This is a genomic window from Ruegeria intermedia, from assembly GCF_900129345.1.
Lineage (GTDB): Bacteria > Pseudomonadota > Alphaproteobacteria > Rhodobacterales > Rhodobacteraceae > Ruegeria > Ruegeria intermedia.
This window is the reverse complement of sequence record NZ_FQVK01000003.1, coordinates 32,773-51,749: the sequence shown is the minus strand read 5'-3', so window position 1 is coordinate 51,749 and position 18,977 is coordinate 32,773. Positions and strand designations below refer to the sequence as shown.

14 protein-coding genes and 1 tRNA gene are annotated in these 18,977 nt (G+C 64.8%); 9 read left to right on the top strand and 6 right to left on the bottom strand.

The features are described 5' to 3' along the window. Positions 1 to 83: 83 nt before the first annotated feature. From F3H26_RS03135 to F3H26_RS03115, 5 genes are all read left to right on the top strand, one after another. The gene (locus tag F3H26_RS03135; RefSeq protein WP_149774624.1) at positions 84 to 1,667 is read left to right on the top strand and encodes an ABC transporter substrate-binding protein; all 1,584 of its coding nucleotides are present in this window, start codon (positions 84 to 86) and stop codon (positions 1,665 to 1,667) included. 15 nt (positions 1,668 to 1,682) lie between these two features. Continuing rightward, the gene (locus F3H26_RS03130; protein WP_149774623.1) at positions 1,683 to 2,639 is read left to right on the top strand and encodes an ABC transporter permease; all 957 of its coding nucleotides are present in this window, start codon (positions 1,683 to 1,685) and stop codon (positions 2,637 to 2,639) included. Continuing rightward, complete coding sequence (locus tag F3H26_RS03125) at positions 2,636 to 3,451, top strand: ABC transporter permease (RefSeq protein ID WP_149774622.1); 816 nt, start codon at positions 2,636 to 2,638, stop codon at positions 3,449 to 3,451. Before F3H26_RS03130 ends, F3H26_RS03125 begins: the two co-directional genes overlap by 4 nt. Continuing rightward, a complete protein-coding gene (locus F3H26_RS03120) occupies positions 3,448 to 5,085 on the top strand; it encodes an ABC transporter ATP-binding protein (protein WP_149774621.1) in 1,638 nt (545 codons plus the stop codon). The genes F3H26_RS03125 and F3H26_RS03120 overlap by 4 nt, the downstream gene beginning before the upstream one ends. Positions 5,086 to 5,217: 132 nt before the next feature. Further along, the gene (locus F3H26_RS03115) at positions 5,218 to 6,054 is read left to right on the top strand and encodes an alkaline phosphatase family protein (RefSeq protein ID WP_149774620.1); all 837 of its coding nucleotides are present in this window, start codon (positions 5,218 to 5,220) and stop codon (positions 6,052 to 6,054) included. A 6-nt stretch (positions 6,055 to 6,060) separates the two neighbouring features. Here F3H26_RS03115 and F3H26_RS03110 read toward each other — a convergent pair whose 3' ends face one another. The 4 genes from F3H26_RS03110 to F3H26_RS03095 all read right to left on the bottom strand — a co-directional run bounded on the left by F3H26_RS03110 (position 6,061) and on the right by F3H26_RS03095 (position 11,063). Next, the gene (locus tag F3H26_RS03110) at positions 6,061 to 6,984 is read right to left on the bottom strand and encodes an alpha/beta hydrolase (RefSeq protein ID WP_149774619.1); all 924 of its coding nucleotides are present in this window, start codon (positions 6,982 to 6,984) and stop codon (positions 6,061 to 6,063) included. Positions 6,985 to 6,996: 12 nt separating this feature from the next. Continuing rightward, a complete protein-coding gene (locus F3H26_RS03105; RefSeq protein WP_149774618.1) occupies positions 6,997 to 8,886 on the bottom strand; it encodes an acyl-CoA synthetase in 1,890 nt (629 codons plus the stop codon). Between the two features lie 157 nt (positions 8,887 to 9,043). Further along, positions 9,044 to 10,864 carry an ABC transporter transmembrane domain-containing protein gene (locus F3H26_RS03100; protein ID WP_149774617.1) on the bottom strand — a complete coding sequence of 607 codons (1,821 nt, stop codon included), beginning with the start codon at positions 10,862 to 10,864 and terminating at the stop codon, positions 9,044 to 9,046. Between the two features lie 125 nt (positions 10,865 to 10,989). Then, a tRNA-Gly gene (locus F3H26_RS03095) sits at positions 10,990 to 11,063 on the bottom strand. 220 nt (positions 11,064 to 11,283) lie between these two features. Between F3H26_RS03095 and F3H26_RS03090 the strand changes: the two genes are divergently transcribed. Continuing rightward, positions 11,284 to 13,173 carry a PhoX family protein gene (locus F3H26_RS03090; protein ID WP_149774616.1) on the top strand — a complete coding sequence of 630 codons (1,890 nt, stop codon included), beginning with the start codon at positions 11,284 to 11,286 and terminating at the stop codon, positions 13,171 to 13,173. 57 nt (positions 13,174 to 13,230) lie between these two features. Here the strand turns inward: F3H26_RS03090 and F3H26_RS03085 are convergent, their stop codons facing one another. Continuing rightward, complete coding sequence (locus tag F3H26_RS03085; protein WP_149774615.1) at positions 13,231 to 13,797, bottom strand: tetratricopeptide repeat protein; 567 nt, start codon at positions 13,795 to 13,797, stop codon at positions 13,231 to 13,233. Positions 13,798 to 13,827: 30 nt separating this feature from the next. After that, on the bottom strand, positions 13,828 to 14,316 hold the full coding sequence (locus F3H26_RS03080; RefSeq protein ID WP_149774614.1) for an Lrp/AsnC family transcriptional regulator: 489 nt from the start codon (positions 14,314 to 14,316) through the stop codon (positions 13,828 to 13,830). Between the two features lie 102 nt (positions 14,317 to 14,418). Here F3H26_RS03080 and putA point away from each other — a divergent pair, with 102 nt between their 5' ends. The 3 genes from putA to F3H26_RS03065 are packed head-to-tail and all read left to right on the top strand — an operon-like array spanning position 14,419 to position 18,970. After that, positions 14,419 to 17,817, top strand: a complete 3,399-nt coding sequence (gene putA / locus F3H26_RS03075) for a bifunctional proline dehydrogenase/L-glutamate gamma-semialdehyde dehydrogenase PutA (RefSeq protein ID WP_149774613.1) — start codon at positions 14,419 to 14,421, stop codon at positions 17,815 to 17,817. A 41-nt stretch (positions 17,818 to 17,858) separates the two neighbouring features. Then, positions 17,859 to 18,602, top strand: a complete 744-nt coding sequence (locus F3H26_RS03070) for a rhomboid family intramembrane serine protease (RefSeq protein ID WP_149774612.1) — start codon at positions 17,859 to 17,861, stop codon at positions 18,600 to 18,602. After that, positions 18,599 to 18,970, top strand: coding sequence for a GFA family protein (locus tag F3H26_RS03065; RefSeq protein ID WP_149774611.1), 372 nt, complete (start codon positions 18,599 to 18,601; stop codon positions 18,968 to 18,970). Before F3H26_RS03070 ends, F3H26_RS03065 begins: the two co-directional genes overlap by 4 nt. The last annotated feature ends 7 nt before the right edge of the window (positions 18,971 to 18,977 follow it).

The following is an 18,977-nucleotide window of genomic DNA, read 5'->3' as shown; positions in this document are numbered from 1 at the left end:
GCGTGAAATGCGCGAACGTTGACTCATGCGTCAATAAAAAGCCCCCAACGGGCGATATACTCAAGCAACTGGGAGTAACTTGAATGAACGATCAACTCACTCACATGGCCAGCCAGGTGACCGCCGGGAAACTGACCCGCCGCGAATTCATGGGCAAGGCCGCGGCACTGGGTGTGTCGGCGGCCATGGCCAGCACCATCTTTGCGGATGCCGCCCGCGCCGCCGGCCCCAAGAAGGGCGGCGACCTCAAGCTGGGCCTGCAGGGCGGTGAGTCGACCAACTCGCTGGATCCGGCCACCTATGCCAGCTCGGTGCCCTACATGAACGGCCGCCATTTCGGCGACACACTGGTCGAGGTTGCCGCGGACGGCACGATCGAGCCGCGCCTGGCCGAAAGCGTCGAAGGCAGCTCGGACGGCAAGGTCTGGACGTTCAAACTGCGTCAGGGGGTCGAGTTCCACAACGGCAAGACCATGACCAGCGAGGATGTGCTCAAGACCATGCAGCGCCACTCGAACGAGGATTCCAAGTCAGGCGCGCTGGGGATCATGAAGGGCATCGCCTCGATGAAGGCCGATGGCGAGTATTTCCAGGTCACCCTGAACGAGTCCAACGCCGACCTGCCCTATCTGATGGCGGACTACCACCTGATCATTCAGCCCGACGGCGGCATGGACAATCCGGCCGCAGGCATCGGCACCGGCCCCTACAAGCTGGAAGTCGACGAACCCGGCGTGCGCCACCTGTTCAGCAAATTCGAAAACCACTGGAGCGATTACGGCCATTTCGACAGCGTCGAGAACGTGGTCATCAACGACAGCACCGCGCGCACCGCGGCCCTGCAGTCGGGACAGGTCCACATGGCCAACCGGATCGAACCCAAGGTGGCCGATTTGCTGGGCCGGGCGCCGACGCTGACCGTCCAGTCCACGCCGGGCCGGGGGCACTATGTCTTCATCATGCATTGCGACACCGCGCCGTTCGACAGCAACGAACTGCGCCTGGCGCTGAAATACGCGATCAACCGCGAAGAACTGGTTGAAAAGGTGCTGCGCGGTTATGGCTCGATCGGGAACGACATGCCGATCAATGCAGCCTATCCGCTGTTCGATGAAACCATCCCGCAGCGCGAATTCAGCATCGATAAGGCAGCCGAGCACTACAAGAAGTCGGGCCACGACGGCTCGCCCATCATCCTGCGCGTGGCCGACGCGGCCTTCCCGGGCGCGGTGGATGCGGCCGCCCTGTTCCAGCAGACCGCCCAGCAGGCCGGCATCCCGCTGGAAATCAAGCGCGAGCCCAACGACGGCTACTGGTCCGAGGTCTGGAACGTTCAGCCGTTCTGCGCATCCTACTGGGGCGGACGCCCGGTGCAGGACCAGATGTACGCGACCGCCTATCTGTCGACGGCCGACTGGAACGACACCCGGTTCAAGGTCAAGGAATTCGACGACCTGCTGTTCGCCGCCCGGGCCGAGCTGGACCCGGCCAAGCGCAAGGCCATCTACAGCCAGATGGGCATGATGGTGCGCGATCAGGGCGGCCTGATCTGCCCGATGTTCAACGACTTCGTGGATGCGGTCAGCAACCAGCTGGACGGCTGGGAGACCGACCCCAATGGCGAGCTGATGAACGGTCAGGTCTCGCGCAAGATGTGGTTCGCCTGATCCGGGTACGAACGCATGCATCCCATCATCAAACTGGTTTCCCAGCGCATTGCGCTGGGACTCCTTCTTCTGTTCGGTGCATCGGCCCTGATTTTCGGCCTGACCGAAGCCCTGCCCGGCGACGCCGCGCAAGCCGTCCTGGGCCAGTCCGCAACCCCCGAGGCGCTGGCCAATCTGCGCGAAGAAATGGGCCTGAACCGCCTCGCCCTGACCCGCTATGCCGAATGGCTTACGGGTATCCTGCATGGCGATCTGGGCACCTCGCTGACCAATGGCCTCGACATCGCTGAATCGGTGGGCAGCCGGCTGGGCAACACGCTGTTCCTGGCGTTTTGGGCCGCGCTGGTTTCGGTTCCGCTGGCCATTTTCCTGGGCCTTCTGGCCGTGCGCTATCGCAACCGCTGGCCCGACAAGCTGATCTCGGCCGTCACCCTGACGACGATCTCGATCCCCGAGTTCCTGATCGGCTATGTCCTGGTCTATTTCGTGGCCGTCAAACTGGGCATGTTCTCGCCGCTGGCGATGATCAACGACAGCATGTCCTTCTGGCAGAAACTGAACGCCATCGCGCTGCCCGTCATCGTTCTGACCATGGTGGTCCTGGCGCATATGATGCGCATGACCCGCGCCGCGATCCTGAACGTGATGCAGTCGGCCTATGTCGAAACGGCCGAGTTGAAGGGCCTGAGCAACTTCAAGGTCATCTGGCGCCATGCCTTCCCGAACGCCATCGCCCCCATCGTGAACGTGGTGATGCTGAACCTGGCCTATCTGGTCGTCGGCGTCGTCGTGGTCGAGGTGGTGTTCGTCTATCCCGGCATGGGGCAGTATCTGGTGGACCACGTGACCAAACGCGACGTGCCGGTGGTGCTGGCCTGCGGCGTCATCTTTGCCGCCATCTACATCGGGCTGAACATGGTGGCCGACATCGTCGCGATCCTGGCCAACCCAAGGCTGAGGCATCCGAAATGAAGAACATCCCAATCTCTGCAATGATCGGGCTGGCCTTCACCGCCCTGTATTTCATCGTCGCCGTCTTTGCGCCCTTCCTGGCGCCCTACGGCATGGCCGAGGTTGTGGGCGACGTGTGGGAGCCCTCGAGTTCGCAATTCTGGCTGGGCACCGACAATATCGGCCGCGACCTTCTCAGCCGCATGATCTATGGCGGGCGCACGACGATCTTCATCGCCACCGCCGCCACCATCCTCAGCTTCGTCACCGGTTCGATCCTGGGCTTTCTGGCCGCCGTGCTGGGGGGCTGGGCCGATCAGGTGATGTCGCGGACCGTGGACCTCATCATGTCGATCCCGTCGCTGATCACCGCGCTGGTGGTTCTGGCCATGGTGCCGGTCACCATCCCGGTTCTGATCGTGGTCATGGGCCTGCTGGACGCCACCCGCGTCTATCGTCTGGCCCGGGCCGTGGCCGTTGACATCGAGGTCATGGACTATGTCGAGGCCGCCAAGCTGCGCGGCGAGGGCCGCGGCTGGATCATCTTCCGCGAGATCCTGCCCAACGCGCTGTCACCGCTTGTGGCCGAACTGGGCCTGCGCTTCATCTTCATGGTGCTGTTCGTCTCGACCCTGTCCTTCCTGGGCCTGGGCGTTCAGCCCCCTCTGGCCGATTGGGGCGGCATCGTGAAAGAAAACAAGGACGGCATCGTCTATGGCATCGGCGCGGCGCTGTATCCGGCCGTGGCCATCGCCACGCTGGCCATCTCGGTCAACCTGGTGGCCGACTGGATCCTGAACCGCACCACATCGCTGAAAGGAGGCCGGGGATGAGCGATACCCTTCTCAAGGTCCGTGACCTCAAGATCGGCGCAACCGTCTATCCGCCGGGCGAAAAGCCCCGCGACATCGAAATCGTGCACGGGGTCAGCTTTGACCTCGAGCGCGGCAAGGTGCTGGGGCTGATCGGGGAATCCGGTGCGGGCAAATCGACCATCGGGCTGGCCTCGATGGCCTATGGCCGGGGCGGCGTGAAGATCACCGGCGGCGAGGTCTGGGTGAACGGGCGCGACATCCTCAAGACGTCGCTGTCGGATATCCGCAAACTGCGCGGCGGCGAGGTGACGTATGTGTCGCAATCGGCGGCGGCCTCCTTCAACCCGGCCAAGCGGATCATGGATCAGGTGGTCGAAGCCGCGGTGGAAAAGAAGAAGTTCACCCGCAAAGAGGCCGAGGCGCGAGCGCGTGAGCTGTTCGCCAAGCTCGGCCTGCCCGACCCGGACAACATCGGCAACCGCTATCCGCACCAGGTCTCGGGCGGCCAGCTGCAGCGCTGCATGACGGCGCTGGCGCTGTGCCCCGAGCCGGATCTGGTGGTGTTCGACGAACCCACCACGGCGCTGGACGTGACAACCCAGATCGACGTCCTGATGGCGATCAAGGAAGCGATCCGCGATACCGGCGTCGCCGCGCTCTACATCACCCATGACCTGGCGGTGGTGGCGCAGGTCAGCGATGACATCATGGTGCTGCGCATGGGTGATACGGTCGAATACGGCACCACAGACCAGATCATCAACAACCCGCAGGAAGAATACACCAAGGCGCTGGTCTCGGTCCGTTCGATCGAACACGAGGAAAAACAGCCCACGCCCGAACCCGTGCTGCAGGTCGATGGCATAACGGCCCGCTACAAGGGGTTGAACTTCGACGTGCTGCACAACGTCAATGTCGAAGTCCATCCCGGCCAGACGCTGGCGGTCGTGGGGGAATCGGGGTCGGGCAAGTCGACTCTGGCCAGGGTGATCACCGGCCTGCTGCCCCCGCGCGACGGCGAGATCACCTTTGCCGGGCGCAAGCTCAGCCCCGATCTGGCGGGACGCTCGCGCGAGGACCTGCGCGAGCTGCAGATGATCTACCAGATGGCCGATGTTGCAATGAACCCGCGCCAGACGGTGGGTACCATCATCGGCCGGCCGCTCGAGTTCTACTTCAACATGCGCGGCGCCGAGAAGCGCAAGCGCATCGTTGAACTGCTGGACGAGATCGAGCTGGGCGAAGGTTTCATCGACCGATATCCGGCGGAGTTGTCGGGTGGTCAGAAACAGCGTGTGTGCATCGCCCGCGCGCTGGCGGCCAAGCCCAGGATGATCATCTGCGACGAAGTCACCTCGGCACTGGATCCGCTGGTGGCGGACGGCATTCTCAAGCTGTTGCTGGACCTGCAGAAGATCGAGGACGTGGCCTATCTGTTCATCACCCATGACCTGGCGACGGTGCGCGCGATCAGCGACAGCATCGCCGTGATGTATCAGGGGCGCGTGGTGCGCTATGGACCCAAATCACAGGTGCTGAGCCCGCCGTTCGACGACTATACCGATCTGCTGCTCAGCTCGGTGCCGGAAATGCATCTGGGCTGGCTGGAAGAGGTCGTGGCCCACCGCAAGATGGAGAGCGCCGGCAACTGACCGGCCTTGGAAAAACCACCGAATCCCGGCACCTTGCGTGTCGGGATTTTGCCATCCATGGCGCGAACGGACGGATGGGAACAGACCGAATCCCATAGGGTGGCCGGACGCAGACCAACGAAAAGCCCCGACATGAACCGCAAGCTTCTTCTGATCATCCTGGACGGGGTGCCGTGGCGCAATTTTCGCCGTCTGTTCGGCAACCTGGAAGGCTGGGTCGACAGCGGCGAGGCGCGGGTTTGGAAGCTGCGTTCGGTGCTGCCGTCGATCTCGGCCAGCTGCTATGCCTCGATCCACACGGGCGTGACCCCGCAGGAGCATGGCTGCACCGGAAACGGCAACGTGTTCCGGCTGGACCACAAGGACATCTTCAGCCAGGTGCGCGAGGCCGGCGGCGTGACCGGGGCCGTCACCCACAGCTTCTGGTCGCAGTTCTTCAACCGCCACCCTTTCGACTATGTGCGGGATGTCGAATATGACGAATCGGACAGCGCCACCATCAACCATGGCCGCTTCCACTCGATGACGGGCTATGGCAAGGCCAACCAGATGACGCCGTCGGATGTCGACCTGTTCGCGACCCTGACCAACCTGTGCCTGCGGTTCGGGCTGGATTACGGCATTCTCCATACTTGCACGCTCGACAGCATGGGCCACCGGTTCTACCACGACTGTGAAGAGATGGATCACGCCTGTTTCGTCATCGACGAAATGCTGGCCCCTTTCATCCCCCGCTGGCGGCAGTTGGGATACGAGGTGATCGTGACCGCCGATCATGGCCAGGACGAGCGCGGCCACCACGGCGGGCGCAGTGCGCTGCAGCAGGAAACGGCACTGTACTACTTCGGCGATGCCGAGGGCCCCGATGCGGAAACGGTCATCGACCAGCTGCAGTTGGCACCCACGATCCTGACCCGCATGGGCGCTCCGGTGGCCGAGACGATGAAGGCCAGGCCGTTCCTGCGCTGAGCGCGGTCAGTCGTAGTTCCACAACCCCTGCCCCAGCGCCTCGACCGCGATCGAGATCCGTTCGAAGCTGTCGGCGGCGCGGGTCACGGAATGGCGGGCGCGCAGGTAGCCATGCACTAAGCCAGCCTCGTTGATCCAATGCGCCTGCCCGCCGGCGGCGGTGATTTTGGCGCAGTACGTGGCCCCGTCATCACGCAGGGGATCGCAGTCGGCGGTCACCACCACCGTCGGCGGCAGCCCGGAGAAGTCGGTATCGTGCAGGGGGGCGAATGTGGGGTCATGTTCCGGGACGGCGCCGCCGCACCGGACTTTTTCATAGAACAGGACCTCGTCGCGCGTCAGCATCGGGGCGTGGGCGTGTTCGATATACGATCCCTGGTTCGGGTCGCCACCCAAACCGGGATAAATCAGAACCTGCCCCAGGATGTTCCCGATGCGCCCGTGCGCGTGATGGGCGACGGCTGCGGCCAGATTTCCGCCCGCGCTGTCCCCGGCCAGAACCAGCGGATCGCCGAATTCGGCTTGCACCCAGTTCACCGCGGTCCAGCAATCCTGGAACTGCGCCGGATGCACATGTTCAGGACACAGCCGGTAGTCGACCGCCACCACCCGATATCCGGTTTGAGCGCACAGTTCGGCGCAGACGTCATCGTGGCTGTCCAGCCCGCCCACGACGAAACCGCCGCCATGCATGTAGACGACGGTTCGGGTGGGATCTCCGCAGGTATAGATGCGCACCCCGACCCCATCGGCCGAGCTGTCCCGTGTTTCGACGCCCGGTGGACGCGGCTGCCGAAACGCGCGGCACATGTCGTCGTAGACGCGGCGCTGGTCCTCGATGGACCGATCCACCGCGTCTTCGGGATAGCTTTCGGCGGTGCGCCGGATGAACGCCCAGGTCTCCTCGTCGATCAGACGTTCATAGTCCATTGCCCCTCCGGATCAGTCGGCCCATTCCCATGGCCGGGTGAAGTTGCCCAGCACCTGGTTCACATCGTCCTCGGATGCGCCGTTCGCGTCAAGCTGCGCGACAAGGCCACGCTTTTTGTCGTCGATGACCGACACGACCCGCGCCGGAACGCCGGCGGTTTCCAGCGCCTGGTTGTAGACCCGCGCGATCGCCTGTTTGCGCAGTTCCGGCTTGAAGACCTTGCCCACCGCCGTCTTCGGCAGCTCGGGCAGGATGGTCATGTGCTTGGGATGCGCCGCGCGTTCGTGCACGTGGATCTTGCAGTATTCCAGCAGCTCTTCCTCGGTCACGCTGGCGCCTTCGATCAGTTCGACAAAGGCACAGGGCACCTCGCCCGCATGGGCGTCGGGCTGGCCGATGGCGCCGGCAAAGGCCACCGCGTCATGGCCCAGCAAGGCCTCTTCGATCTCGGCCGGGTCGATGTTATGGCCGCCGCGAATGATCAGATCTTTGGCGCGGCCGGTGATCCACAGATACCCGTCCGCATCGAACCGGCCCAGGTCGCCGGTGCGCAGGTATTTGTCGAAATAGTAGAGATCGACGTTCTTGTCTTCCTCGGTATAGGTGTGCCCGGCATAGACGCCCGGGTTCGACACGCAGATTTCGCCCACTTCGTCCACCGCACATTCCTTGGGGCCGTCGGGGCTGTCGCGCAGGATCTTGACGTCAGTGTACGGGAACGGAATCCCGATCGAGCCGATTTTCTTCTCGCCATCCACCGGGTTGCAGGACACCAGGCAGGTGGCCTCGGTCAGGCCATAGCCTTCGACGATGGTCACACCGGTCGCTTTCTCGAACCGGCGGAACAGCTCGATCGGCAGCGGAGCCGACCCCGAGAAGGCCGTCTTGACGGTTGAAATGTCGGCATCCACCGGACGCTGCATCTTGGCCGAGATCGCCGTGGGCACGGTGATGATGAACGAAACCTTCCAGCGCTCGATCAGCTTCCAGAAATTGTCGAACACGCCGTCGCCGCGATACCCGGCGGGGGTCGGGAACACCACATGGGCGCCCGACGACACTGCCGCCATCACGATCACATGGCAGGCAAAGACGTGGAACATCGGCAGCGGGCACATGATCACGTCCTCTTCCGAGAACAGCAGTGTATGGCCCAGCCACCCGTTGTAGATCATGCCGGAGTATTTGTGCTGCGCGACCTTGGGCATGCCGGTGGTGCCGCCGGTATGGAAGTAGCAGGCTACCCGATCCTCTTTGCTGTCCTCAAAGGTCAGCGTGGTGGGTTGCTTCGCCAGTTCCTTGTTGAAATCCAGATAATCGGCGTGGGCCAGATGCTCTTTGTCGGCCATCTTGGGCCGGACCAAAGGCACGATCCACGATTTCGGCGGCGTCAGGTACCGGTTCAGGTCAATCTCCAACACGGTGTTGACACCCGGCGCGTGGCGCACGGCCTCGGCGACCTTCTGCGCGACGTCCGTTTTCGGGAAAGGCTTCAGCGTGACCACGACCTTGGCCTTGGTCTCGCGCAGGATCGACGCGATCTGCTCGGGCTCGAGCAGCGGGTTGATCGGGTTCACGATCCCGGCCACCGCGCCGCCCATCATGGTGACCAGCGTCTCGTTGCAGTTGGGCAGCACATAGGCCACCACGTCGTTTTCCTTGACCCCCAAAGAGCGGAACAGGTTGGCCGCCTGGTTCGTCTTGGCCAGCAGTTGCGACCATGTCAGGGTTTCGGCCTTGTCCTTGGGACCGGACAGGATCTGGAAACTGATCGCGTTGCGATCCGGGAACTTGGCGGCCGTCCGCGTCAGCAGTTGATGGAACGTGACGGGGACGTCGCGGTCCTCCCACGGCATTTCCTGCTCGATCCTGATTTTGTCTTCCTTGCCCACAAAGGCCATGTGGTTCCTCCCCATTTCTGCCCTGCGTTTTTCGCAGGCTGTCCGTCGCTTTCAAGATGTAAGCAAACGCAGCCGCGCGCAACCGAGGGCTGACCCTCGGGCAACGGGAAAATGTAGAATGACGCTGCGGCGGTTCGTGAAATGCCGGGGCGTCACTTCACTCGGCGGCTACGCCATCGGTGAACTGCAGCCGCGCCAGACGCGCATAGAGCCCACCCTGCGCCACCAGATCGTCATGGGTGCCCTGCGCCACGATCCGGCCGTTCTCCATCACCACGATGCGATCGGCCTTTTTCACGGTGGCCAGACGGTGCGCCACGATCAGGGTGGTGCGCCCGGCACGCATCTGGTCGACGGCGGCCTGAACCGCGCGCTCGCTCTCGGCGTCCAGCGCCGATGTCGCCTCGTCCAGCAGCAGAACCGGAGCGTCGCGCAGGATGGCCCGCGCGATGGCGATGCGCTGCTTCTGACCGCCCGACAGCATCACGCCGCGTTCGCCGACGAAACTGTCATAGCCTTCGGGCAGGGCCGAGATGAAGTCATGCGCCGCGGCGGCGCGGGCGGCGGCCTCGACCTCGGCATCCGAGGCGTCCAGACGTCCGAACCGGATGTTCTCGCGCGCCGAGGCCGCAAAGATCACCGGGTCCTGCGGCACCAACGCCATGTGCTGCCGGAAATCCGCCCGGCGCATCTCGCGCAAGTCGATCCCGTCCAGGCTGACCTGACCGGCCTCGGGGTCGTAGAACCGCTGGATCAACTGGATCACGGTCGTCTTGCCCGCGCCCGAGGGGCCGACGAAGGCCACGGTCTCGCCCGGCTTCACGGTCAGCGACAGATCGTCCAGTGCCAGAACATCCGGCCGGGCCGGATAGCGGAAGGTCACGTTGTCAAAGGTGATCTGCCCCTTGACCGGCTGCGGCAGCGCCTTGGGCTGCGCCGGATCGTTGACCGTATCCTCGGCGTTCAGCAACTCGACCAGCCGCTCGGTGGCGCCGGCGGCGCGTTGCAGCTCGCTCCAGATTTCGGAAAGGGCGGCCACGGACCCGGCCATAATGATCGAGTAGATCACGAACTGGATCAGCACGCCTTCGGTCATCACACCGTTGCGCACATCGTTCGCCCCCATCCACAGCACACCGACGATCCCCGAGAACACCAGAAAGATCACGATCACCGTCAGAACCGCCCGCGTCTGGATGCGGCGCAGGGACGCCTGATAGGCGGTCTCGGTCAGGTCGGCAAACTGCTTGCGGCTGGCATCCTCGTGGGTAAAGGCCTGCACGGTTTGCACCGCGCCCAGCGCCTCGCCCGCGTTGCCGGAACTGGCGGCGATCCAGTCCTGGTTCTCGCGGCTGATGGCCCGCAGGCGCCGCCCCAGCACCAGGATCGGCACCACCACCACCGGAATCAGCAACAGCACCAGCCCCGTCAGCTTGGCCGAGGTCAGCAGCATCAGAACCAGACCGCCGATGAACAGCAGCATGTTGCGCAGCGCGATCGAGACCGACGAGCCCAGTACCGACTGGATCAACGTCGTGTCGGTTGTGATCCGGCTGAGCACCTCGCCGGTCATGATGCGTTCGTAGAAGGCCGGGCTCATCCCGATCACACGGACGAACACGGCCTTGCGGATGTCGGCCACGACCCGCTCGCCCAGCCGCGTCACCAGCGCATAGCGGACCCCTGTGCCCACGGCCAGCATCGCGGCAATGCCCAGCGCCGCCAGGAAGTACCAATCCAGCAATTCGCCATCTTCGATGCGGAAATTGTCGACCACCCGCCGCACCGCCAGCGGCAGCGTCAGCGTCATGCTGGCCGTCAGAACCAAGGCCAGCGTCGCCCCGATCATCAACAGGCGGTAAGGTCGCATGAACGGCCAGAGCGAGGCCAGAACGCCCAGTTTCCGCGATCCGGGGCGTTCGTCCTGCGAACCGGGTGCCTGTTTGGTTGCGTGATTGGAGCGCTGCGGTCTTGCCATGCCTGGCCCTTGCTTCATTTTCGGGTTGTCGGGGCTTCTTGGCGGCACAGGCCCGCCGGGTCAAGCGGTGGGCCGCAAATCGTCCCCGAACAAGGGCCATTTGACGCAAGCATCACTGGGGAGACTGGAGCGGGTAGACGGAATCGAACCGACATAACCTGCTTGGAAGGCAGGGGCTTTACCATTAAGCTATACCCGCTTGGTGCTGGGCTGAGTAGTCCATGCCCGGGCGGTCGTCAAGCACTGAAATCGGCCGGTGGCCCGCTTTTCCCGCCGACCTACCCGCCCATGCCGCCCTGGGCTGAAGGTGCCGCCGGTTGGCGGTTTCGTGCAGCCGGCCGCCCGACCTTTCAAGTGTTTGTCATACTCAGTGTCTAAATCCGTTTCACGAATCCATTCCGACAGCCAGGAGCCATCCCATGAAAGACGTTGATCCCACCGCCCTGTCCGCCGACGACTGGGACGAGCTGCATTTCCCCCGTCCCGCCGAGAACGAATTTGACCGCGTCGTGGAACGTGCCCTGTCGCGCCGGGGGTTCCTGGGCGGCGTCCTGGCCTTCGGGTCCGGGGCTGCCGCAATGGGCGCCGGCCTGCTGGGCTCGACCTCGGCGCAGGCGCAAGGCGCGTCCCGGTTTGCCTTCACCCCGATCCCGGCCCAGACCGACGGGACGGTCCATGTGCCCGAGGGCTATGATTGGAAGGTGCTGATCCGCTGGGGCGATCCGCTGTTCTCGGACGCCGAAGGCTATGACATCACCGATGGCGGCCCTGTCGAAAAGTCCGACCGCGTGTTCGGCGAGAATACCGACGGGATGGAAGCGTTTTCCTACCGTGGCCATCAACTGATCGCGGTGAACCACGAATACCCCAACCGCAAGATCAACCTGCCCGCCGCGCAGGAGGGCAAACCCGCCAGCGCCGATGACGTGCGCAAGTTGCAGAACATCCAGGGCGTGACCGTGATGGAGATCGCCGAAGGTCCCGATGGCTGGACCGTCGTCAAGGACAGCCCGTTCAACCGCCGGATCCACCACAACACGCCCATGAAGATCGCAGGCCCCGCCGCCGGGCACGACCTGATGAAGACCGAGGCCGACCCGACCGGCACCCGGTCGCTGGGCACCCTGAACAACTGCGGCGCGGGCAAGACGCCCTGGGGCACCTATCTGACCTGCGAGGAAAACTTCAACGGCTATTTCGGCTCGAGCGACGAGACAGCCAGCTACGACCCCAAGGTCGCGGATGGCTTCAAACGCTATGGCATCAAGGCCCAGAGCTGGAACGGTTACGAGTTGTTCGACCCGCGCTTTGACACCGCGAAGAACCCCAACGAGCCGCACCGCGCCGGCTGGGTGGTCGAGATCGACCCGACCGACCCCGAAAGCACGCCGGTCAAGCGCACCGGTCTGGGGCGTTTCAAGCACGAAAACGCCGCCGTGGAGTTGGCCCGGGATGGCCGCGTGGTGGTCTATATGGGCGATGACGAGCGCGGCGAATACCTGTACCGCTATGTCTCGAATGGCATCTACACTCCCGGCGGCGAAACCGAGGGGCTGCTGGATGACGGCACGCTTTACGTCGCACGGTTCAACGACGACAGTACCGGTCAATGGGTTCCGCTGACGCCCGAGACCACCGGGATGGAGCCGGCCGAGATCCTGATCTTCAGCCGCATGGCGGCCTCGAAGGCGGGCGGCACCACCATGGACCGGCCCGAATGGGTGGCCACCAGCCCCGTGGCGGCCGAGGCCTATTGCTGCCTGACCAACAACAAGAACCGCGGCGTCAAGCCGAATGCGGGCGGTGATGACACCTCGGTCAACGGCCCCAACCCGCGCCAGTCCAACAAATACGGCCAGATCGTCCGCTGGCGCCCGGCGGATGACGACCACGCCGCCGATGGCTTTGACTGGGATCTGTATGTCATGGCGGGCAACCCGACGGTGCATTCCGATGCCTATGCCGGATCGGACAACGTGAACGCGGGCAACCTGTTCAACTCGCCCGATGGCATGATGATCGACAGCACCGGACTGGTCTGGATCCAGACCGACGGCAATGACGACAACGAAGGCGATTTTGCCGGGCACGGCAACAACCAGATGCTGGTCGGCGATCCGGTCACCGGCGAGATCGCACGGTTCATGACCGGCCCTACGGGCTGCGAAGTCACCGGCCTGACCTGGTCGGCGGATCGGCGCACGATGTTCGTGGGCATCCAGCATCCCGGCAAGAACTGGCCCGATGGCGGTACGCCGCGTTCGGCGATCATCGCGATCAAGCGCAATGACAACGAGGTTCTGGGCTGATCCGGCCCAGGGTTCAACGCCGCCTCCGGCCTGCGCCGGAGGTGGCCGTCATCGGGTTCAAAGATCCTGCCCCACAGGGGCCAATGGCCCGCCCTCGGCGGCTAGGTGACGTTCGGGCAGCCACGGGTTCAGGGCCAGCGCGCGGGCCAGTTCCTCGCGCGCTTCGTCGATCCGGTGCAGGCCCATCAAGGTCAGGGCGCGGCCGCTGATCGCCGCGATGTGGTTGGGCGACAACTCGATCGCACGATCCAGATCGGTCAGGGCCGCCTTGAAATCCTGCCGCAGAAAATTGACGAAGGCGCGTTGGTTGTACCCTTCGGCATAATTCGGGCAATAGGCGATGAGCCGGTCGAAATCCTGCAACGCGCCCAGCAGGTCCCAGGCGCTGCGGCGTGACATGCCCCTGTCCAGCACCGCCTGCGCGGCCTCGTCGGGCGCATCGGCCCACAACTCCCACATCTGGTTCGAGATCTCGCGGGCGGCCATCTCGGTATCGGCCTGCTGGATCTGGTCGATCAGTTCGCCCAGCCGCGCCGCGTGATCGGGCGCGGGAGGACAGGTTTCAGCAAGCGCCGGAATCGCAATGCTCGCGCTCAGTACCGCGGAAAGAACAAGCTGTCTCATGCGCCAAGGGTGGTGCGCCACCGGATTTCGTCAAGCCACACCATCGATGGCATCGGCCAGACCGGTCTCTTTCACCGCCTCCATCGCCACGAAAGTCGAGGTGCTGGCCACATGCGGAAGCGACGAGATCTTTTCGGCCAGAACCGCACGATATTCCGTCATCGACCCGGTCCGCACCTTCAGCAGATAGTCGAAATTCGACGCGATCATATGCGCTTGTTCGATCTCGGGCACTTTGCGGACAGCCGCGTTGAACTCGGCCAGCGCTTTTTCCCGCGTGTCGGTCAGGCGCACCTCGACAAAGGCCACATGGTCCAGGCCCAGGCGGATCGGGTCCAGCATGGCCCGGTAGCCGGTGATGACCCCCTCGGACTCGAGCCGTTTCAGCCGCGCCTGTGTCGGCGATTTCGACAGCCCGATCCGCCGGGCCAGATCAGCGACCGAGATCCGGCCGTCCTCGGCCACGATGGACAGAATCGCGCGGTCAAACCGGTCCAGACCCGGAAAGTCGTTTCGCATGGCATTTGATCCGATATTCAGGACATCGGGTGCCAGATACTTCATTTTCGGTCCGTTGTCCCGCAAAATCGCAAGTATACTGCGTGAAAGACCGGAGGACACATGACTCACAGCCTGCGCCACACCATCGATTCCATGACCTACGCGGACCAGACCGCGTTGCTGAACTCCCTGACCGATCAGGCCGCCCTGACCCAAGCGGACCGCACCGCCATCTGCGCGGCGGCCGCGCAACTGGTGCGCGACATCCGTTCCAGCACCGCGCCGGGGCTGATGGAGGTGTTTCTGGCGGAATACGGCCTGTCGACCGACGAGGGCATCGCGCTGATGTGCCTGGCCGAGGCGCTGCTGCGCGTACCCGACGCCGACACGATCGACGCGCTGATCGAGGACAAGATCGCCCCTTCGGATTGGGGCAAGCACCTGGGCCACTCGTCGTCGTCGCTGGTCAACGCCTCGACCTGGGCGCTGATGCTGACGGGCAAGGTGCTGGACGAAGGCAAGGCCTCGCCGGTCAGCGCCCTGCGCGGCGCCATCAAGCGGCTGGGCGAGCCGGTCATCCGCACCGCCGTCGGACGCGCGATGAAGGAAATGGGCCGTCAGTTCGTTCTGGGCGAAACCATCCAGTCCGCCATGAAACGCGCCGCCGGGATGGAGGCCAAGGGCTATACCTATTCCTACGACATGCTGGGCGAGGCCGCCCGCACCGAGGCGGACGCCGCGCGCTATCACCTTTCATATTCCCGTGCCATCGCCGCGATTGCCGAGGCCTGCACCCATGACGACATCCGCGCCAACCCCGGCATCTCGGTCAAGCTGTCGGCCCTGCACCCCCGCTACGAAGTGGCCCAGGAAGAGCGCGTGATGCACGAACTGGTGCCGCGCCTGCGGGCCCTTGCCCTGCTGGCCAAGGCCGCCGGCATGGGCCTGAACGTGGACGCCGAAGAGGCCGACCGCCTGTCGCTGTCGCTGCAGGTGATCGAGGCGGTGATGGCCGAGCCGGCGCTCGCCGGCTGGGACGGATTCGGCATCGTGGTGCAGGCCTATGGCCCGCGCGCGGGGCTGGTGCTGGACACGCTTTACGACATGGCCGAGCGCCACGACCGCAAGCTGATGGTGCGTCTGGTCAAAGGCGCCTACTGGGACACCGAGATCAAGCGCGCACAGGTCGCGGGCGTCGACGGCTTCCCGGTCTTCACCAACAAGGCGGCCACCGACATCTCTTACATCGCCAATGCCCGCAAGCTGTTGGGCATGACCGACCGGATCTATCCGCAATTCGCCACCCACAACGCCCACACGGTCAGCGCGATCCTGCACATGGCCAAGAACCAGCCCTTCGAGTTCCAGCGCCTGCACGGCATGGGCGAAACCCTGCACCGCCTGGTGATGGAGCGCCACAACACCCGCTGCCGCATCTACGCGCCGGTGGGCGCGCATCGCGACCTGCTGGCCTATCTGGTGCGGCGCCTGCTGGAAAACGGCGCCAACAGCTCGTTCGTCAACCAGATCGTGGACGAGAACGTCCCCCCCGAAGAGGTCGCCGCCGACCCGTTCGAGGCGGTTCGAGAGCCCGCGAAACACCTGCCCACCGGCCCCGAGCTGTTCCTGCCCGAGCGCCCGAACTCGCGCGGGTTCGACCTGACCCATACGCCGACTTTGGACCGGATCGATGCCGCCCGCGACGCCTTTCGCGCGCATCACTGGTTCGCGCAGCCCCTGCTGGCCGGTGATGCGACGCCCGAGGCCGAAGAACCTGTCATCAACCCCGCCCTGCCCGAGGACCGGCCCGGCGCGGTCGCCCCGGCCAGTGCCGCGGATGTGGAACTGGCGTTGGCCGCAGCTGCTCCGTGGCAGGCCTCAGCGGCCGAGCGCGGCCGCGTCCTGAATGCCGCCGCCGACCTCTACGAGGAGCATTATGGCGAGCTCTTCGCCCTTCTGGCACGTGAGGCCGGCAAATCGCTGCCCGACGCGGTGGCCGAACTGCGCGAGGCGGTGGACTTCCTGCGCTACTACGCCGCCAACATCCTCAAAGGCGAGCCCGCGGGCACCTTCACCTGCATCAGCCCGTGGAACTTCCCGCTGGCCATCTTCACCGGCCAGATCGCGGCGGCGCTTGCCACCGGCAACGCCGTGCTGGCCAAGCCCGCGCCGCAGACCCCGCTGATCGCCCACCGGGCCGTGCAGCTGCTGCATCAGGCCGGCGTCCCGCGCGATGCGCTGCAACTGCTGCCGGGCGGGCCGTCGGTGGGTGCCGCGCTGACATCCGACCCGCGCGTCTGGGGCGTGGCCTTCACCGGCTCGACCGCGACGGCGTTGAAAATCCGCGCGGCCATGGCCGAGCACATGCAGCCCGGCACACCGCTGATCGCCGAAACCGGCGGGCTGAATGCGATGATCGTGGACAGCACCGCCCTGCCCGAACAGGCCGTGCAGTCGATCATAGAAAGCGCCTTCCAGTCGGCGGGCCAGCGCTGCTCGGCCCTGCGCTGCCTGTATCTGCAGGACGATATCGCCGATGACGTTCTGACCATGCTCAAGGGCGCGATGGACGCCCTCTCGGTGGGCGATCCGTGGCTGCTCTCGACCGATTGCGGCCCGGTGATCGACGAACAGGCGCGTCAGGGCATCGCCGACCACGTCGCCAAGGCCCGCACCGAGGGTCGTGTTCTGAAGGAACTGGCGCTGCCGCCTCAGGGGATCTTCGTGGCGCCCACGCTGATCGAGGTCCCCGGCATCAATGCGCTGGAACGCGAGATCTTCGGCCCCGTGCTGCATGTCGCGCGCTTCAAGTCGCACGAGATCGACCAGGTGATCGCCGACATCAACGCCACCGGCTACGGCCTGACCTTCGGCCTGCACACCCGCATCGACGACCGCGTACAACACGTCACCGAGGCGATCCACGCCGGCAATATTTACGTGAACCGCAACCAGATCGGCGCCATCGTCGGCTCGCAGCCCTTCGGCGGCGAGGGGCTGTCGGGCACCGGCCCCAAGGCGGGCGGCCCGAACTATCTGGTCCGTTTCTGCGCCCCGGACCGACAGGTCGTGGCCGCGGAATGGTCCGCGCCCTCCGACCTGCCCGCACCGATCGGGCAGCCGGCCGCGCCGACAACCCGCTCGATGCCCGGACCGACCGGCGAATCGAACCGGCTGACCGAGTTTCCCCGCGCGCCGTTCCTGTGCCTGGGCCCCGGCCCCGAGGCGGCCAAGGCGCAGGCGGACGCCATTCTCGCGCTGGGCGGCACGGCAATCCGGGCCGAGGGGGCGCTGGCCCTGCACCGGCTGGAAGACCTGCAGGGAATTGCAGGCGTTCTGTGGTGGGGCGATGCGGACACCGCGCGCCAGATCGAACTGCATCTGTCGCGCAGAACCGGCCCCATCCTGCCGCTGATCCCCGGCTTGCCCGACCGGTCGCGGGTGATGGCCGAGCGCCATGTCTGCGTCGATACCACGGCCGCTGGAGGAAACGCCGCACTTCTGGGCGGTGCGGCATAAGCTGACTTGACGCTGGGCCGGGAAAAGCCCAGCGTCCCCCCATGTTTCCAATTCGAGACCACAACCCCTCGGGGCGCACGCCCTATGTCGTCTATGCGCTGATCGCGGCGAATGTCCTGATTTTCCTCAGCTATGTCGGGATCATGGACGACGCCCGGCTGATCAACCGGTTCTATTTCGACTATGCGATCATCCCCGCCCGCATCAGCGACGGCGTGGCGCTCGAGACGTTGGTGACGTCGATGTTTCTGCATGGCGGCTGGATGCACCTGATCGGCAACATGCTTTTCCTGTGGATCTTCGGCGACAACATGGAGGACGAGATGGGCCACCTGCCCTTCCTGCTGTTCTACATGGTCGCAGGCATCGGCGCCGGGCTGATCCACATCGTCACGGCCCCCGGGTCGCTGGTTCCCACCATCGGCGCGTCCGGCGCAATTGCCGCTGTGATGGGTGGATACCTGCTGATGTTCCCAAAGGCGCGCGTGGACATCCTGCTGATTCTGGTCGTCTATGTGCGGGTCTTCACCATCCCGGCCTTCGTGATGCTGGGTGTCTGGCTGGGCATGCAGTTCCTGGGCAGCGTGTCCAGCAACCCTGACGCCGGCGGTGTGGCCTATTGGGCGCATTCGGGCGGCTTCGTGATCGGTTTGATCCTGTGCATCCCGCTGTGGCTGAAACGCGGCGGGCCAGCCTATTGGAACCGCACCCACGGTCACCCTCCGCATCCCGAACACCGCTACAAGCTCAGCCAGTCCCGCATTCCAAGAGTGCCACGCAGATGACCCGAATGACCGCCACCTGCCATTGCGGCGCCGTGAAAATCGAAGCCGAGTTCCCCGGCGGCCTGTCCACGGCCGCCCGGTGCGACTGTTCCTTCTGCATCCGCCGCGGGGCCGCCGCCGTGACCGCCGTCACCGAGAGCTTGCGCATCCTGCAGGGCGCAGAAAATCTGAGCCTCTACACATGGGGCACGCACACGGCGAAGCACCATTTCTGCAAGACCTGCGGGATATATGTCTATCACCAGAGGCGATCAGACCCCGCGGAATGCGGGGTCAACCTGGGATGCATCGATGGCGGCAACCCGCGCACGCATGGCCCGATTCCGTGGAATGACGGGGGCAACCACCCCTCGGACCGAACCTATTGAGCGGAAG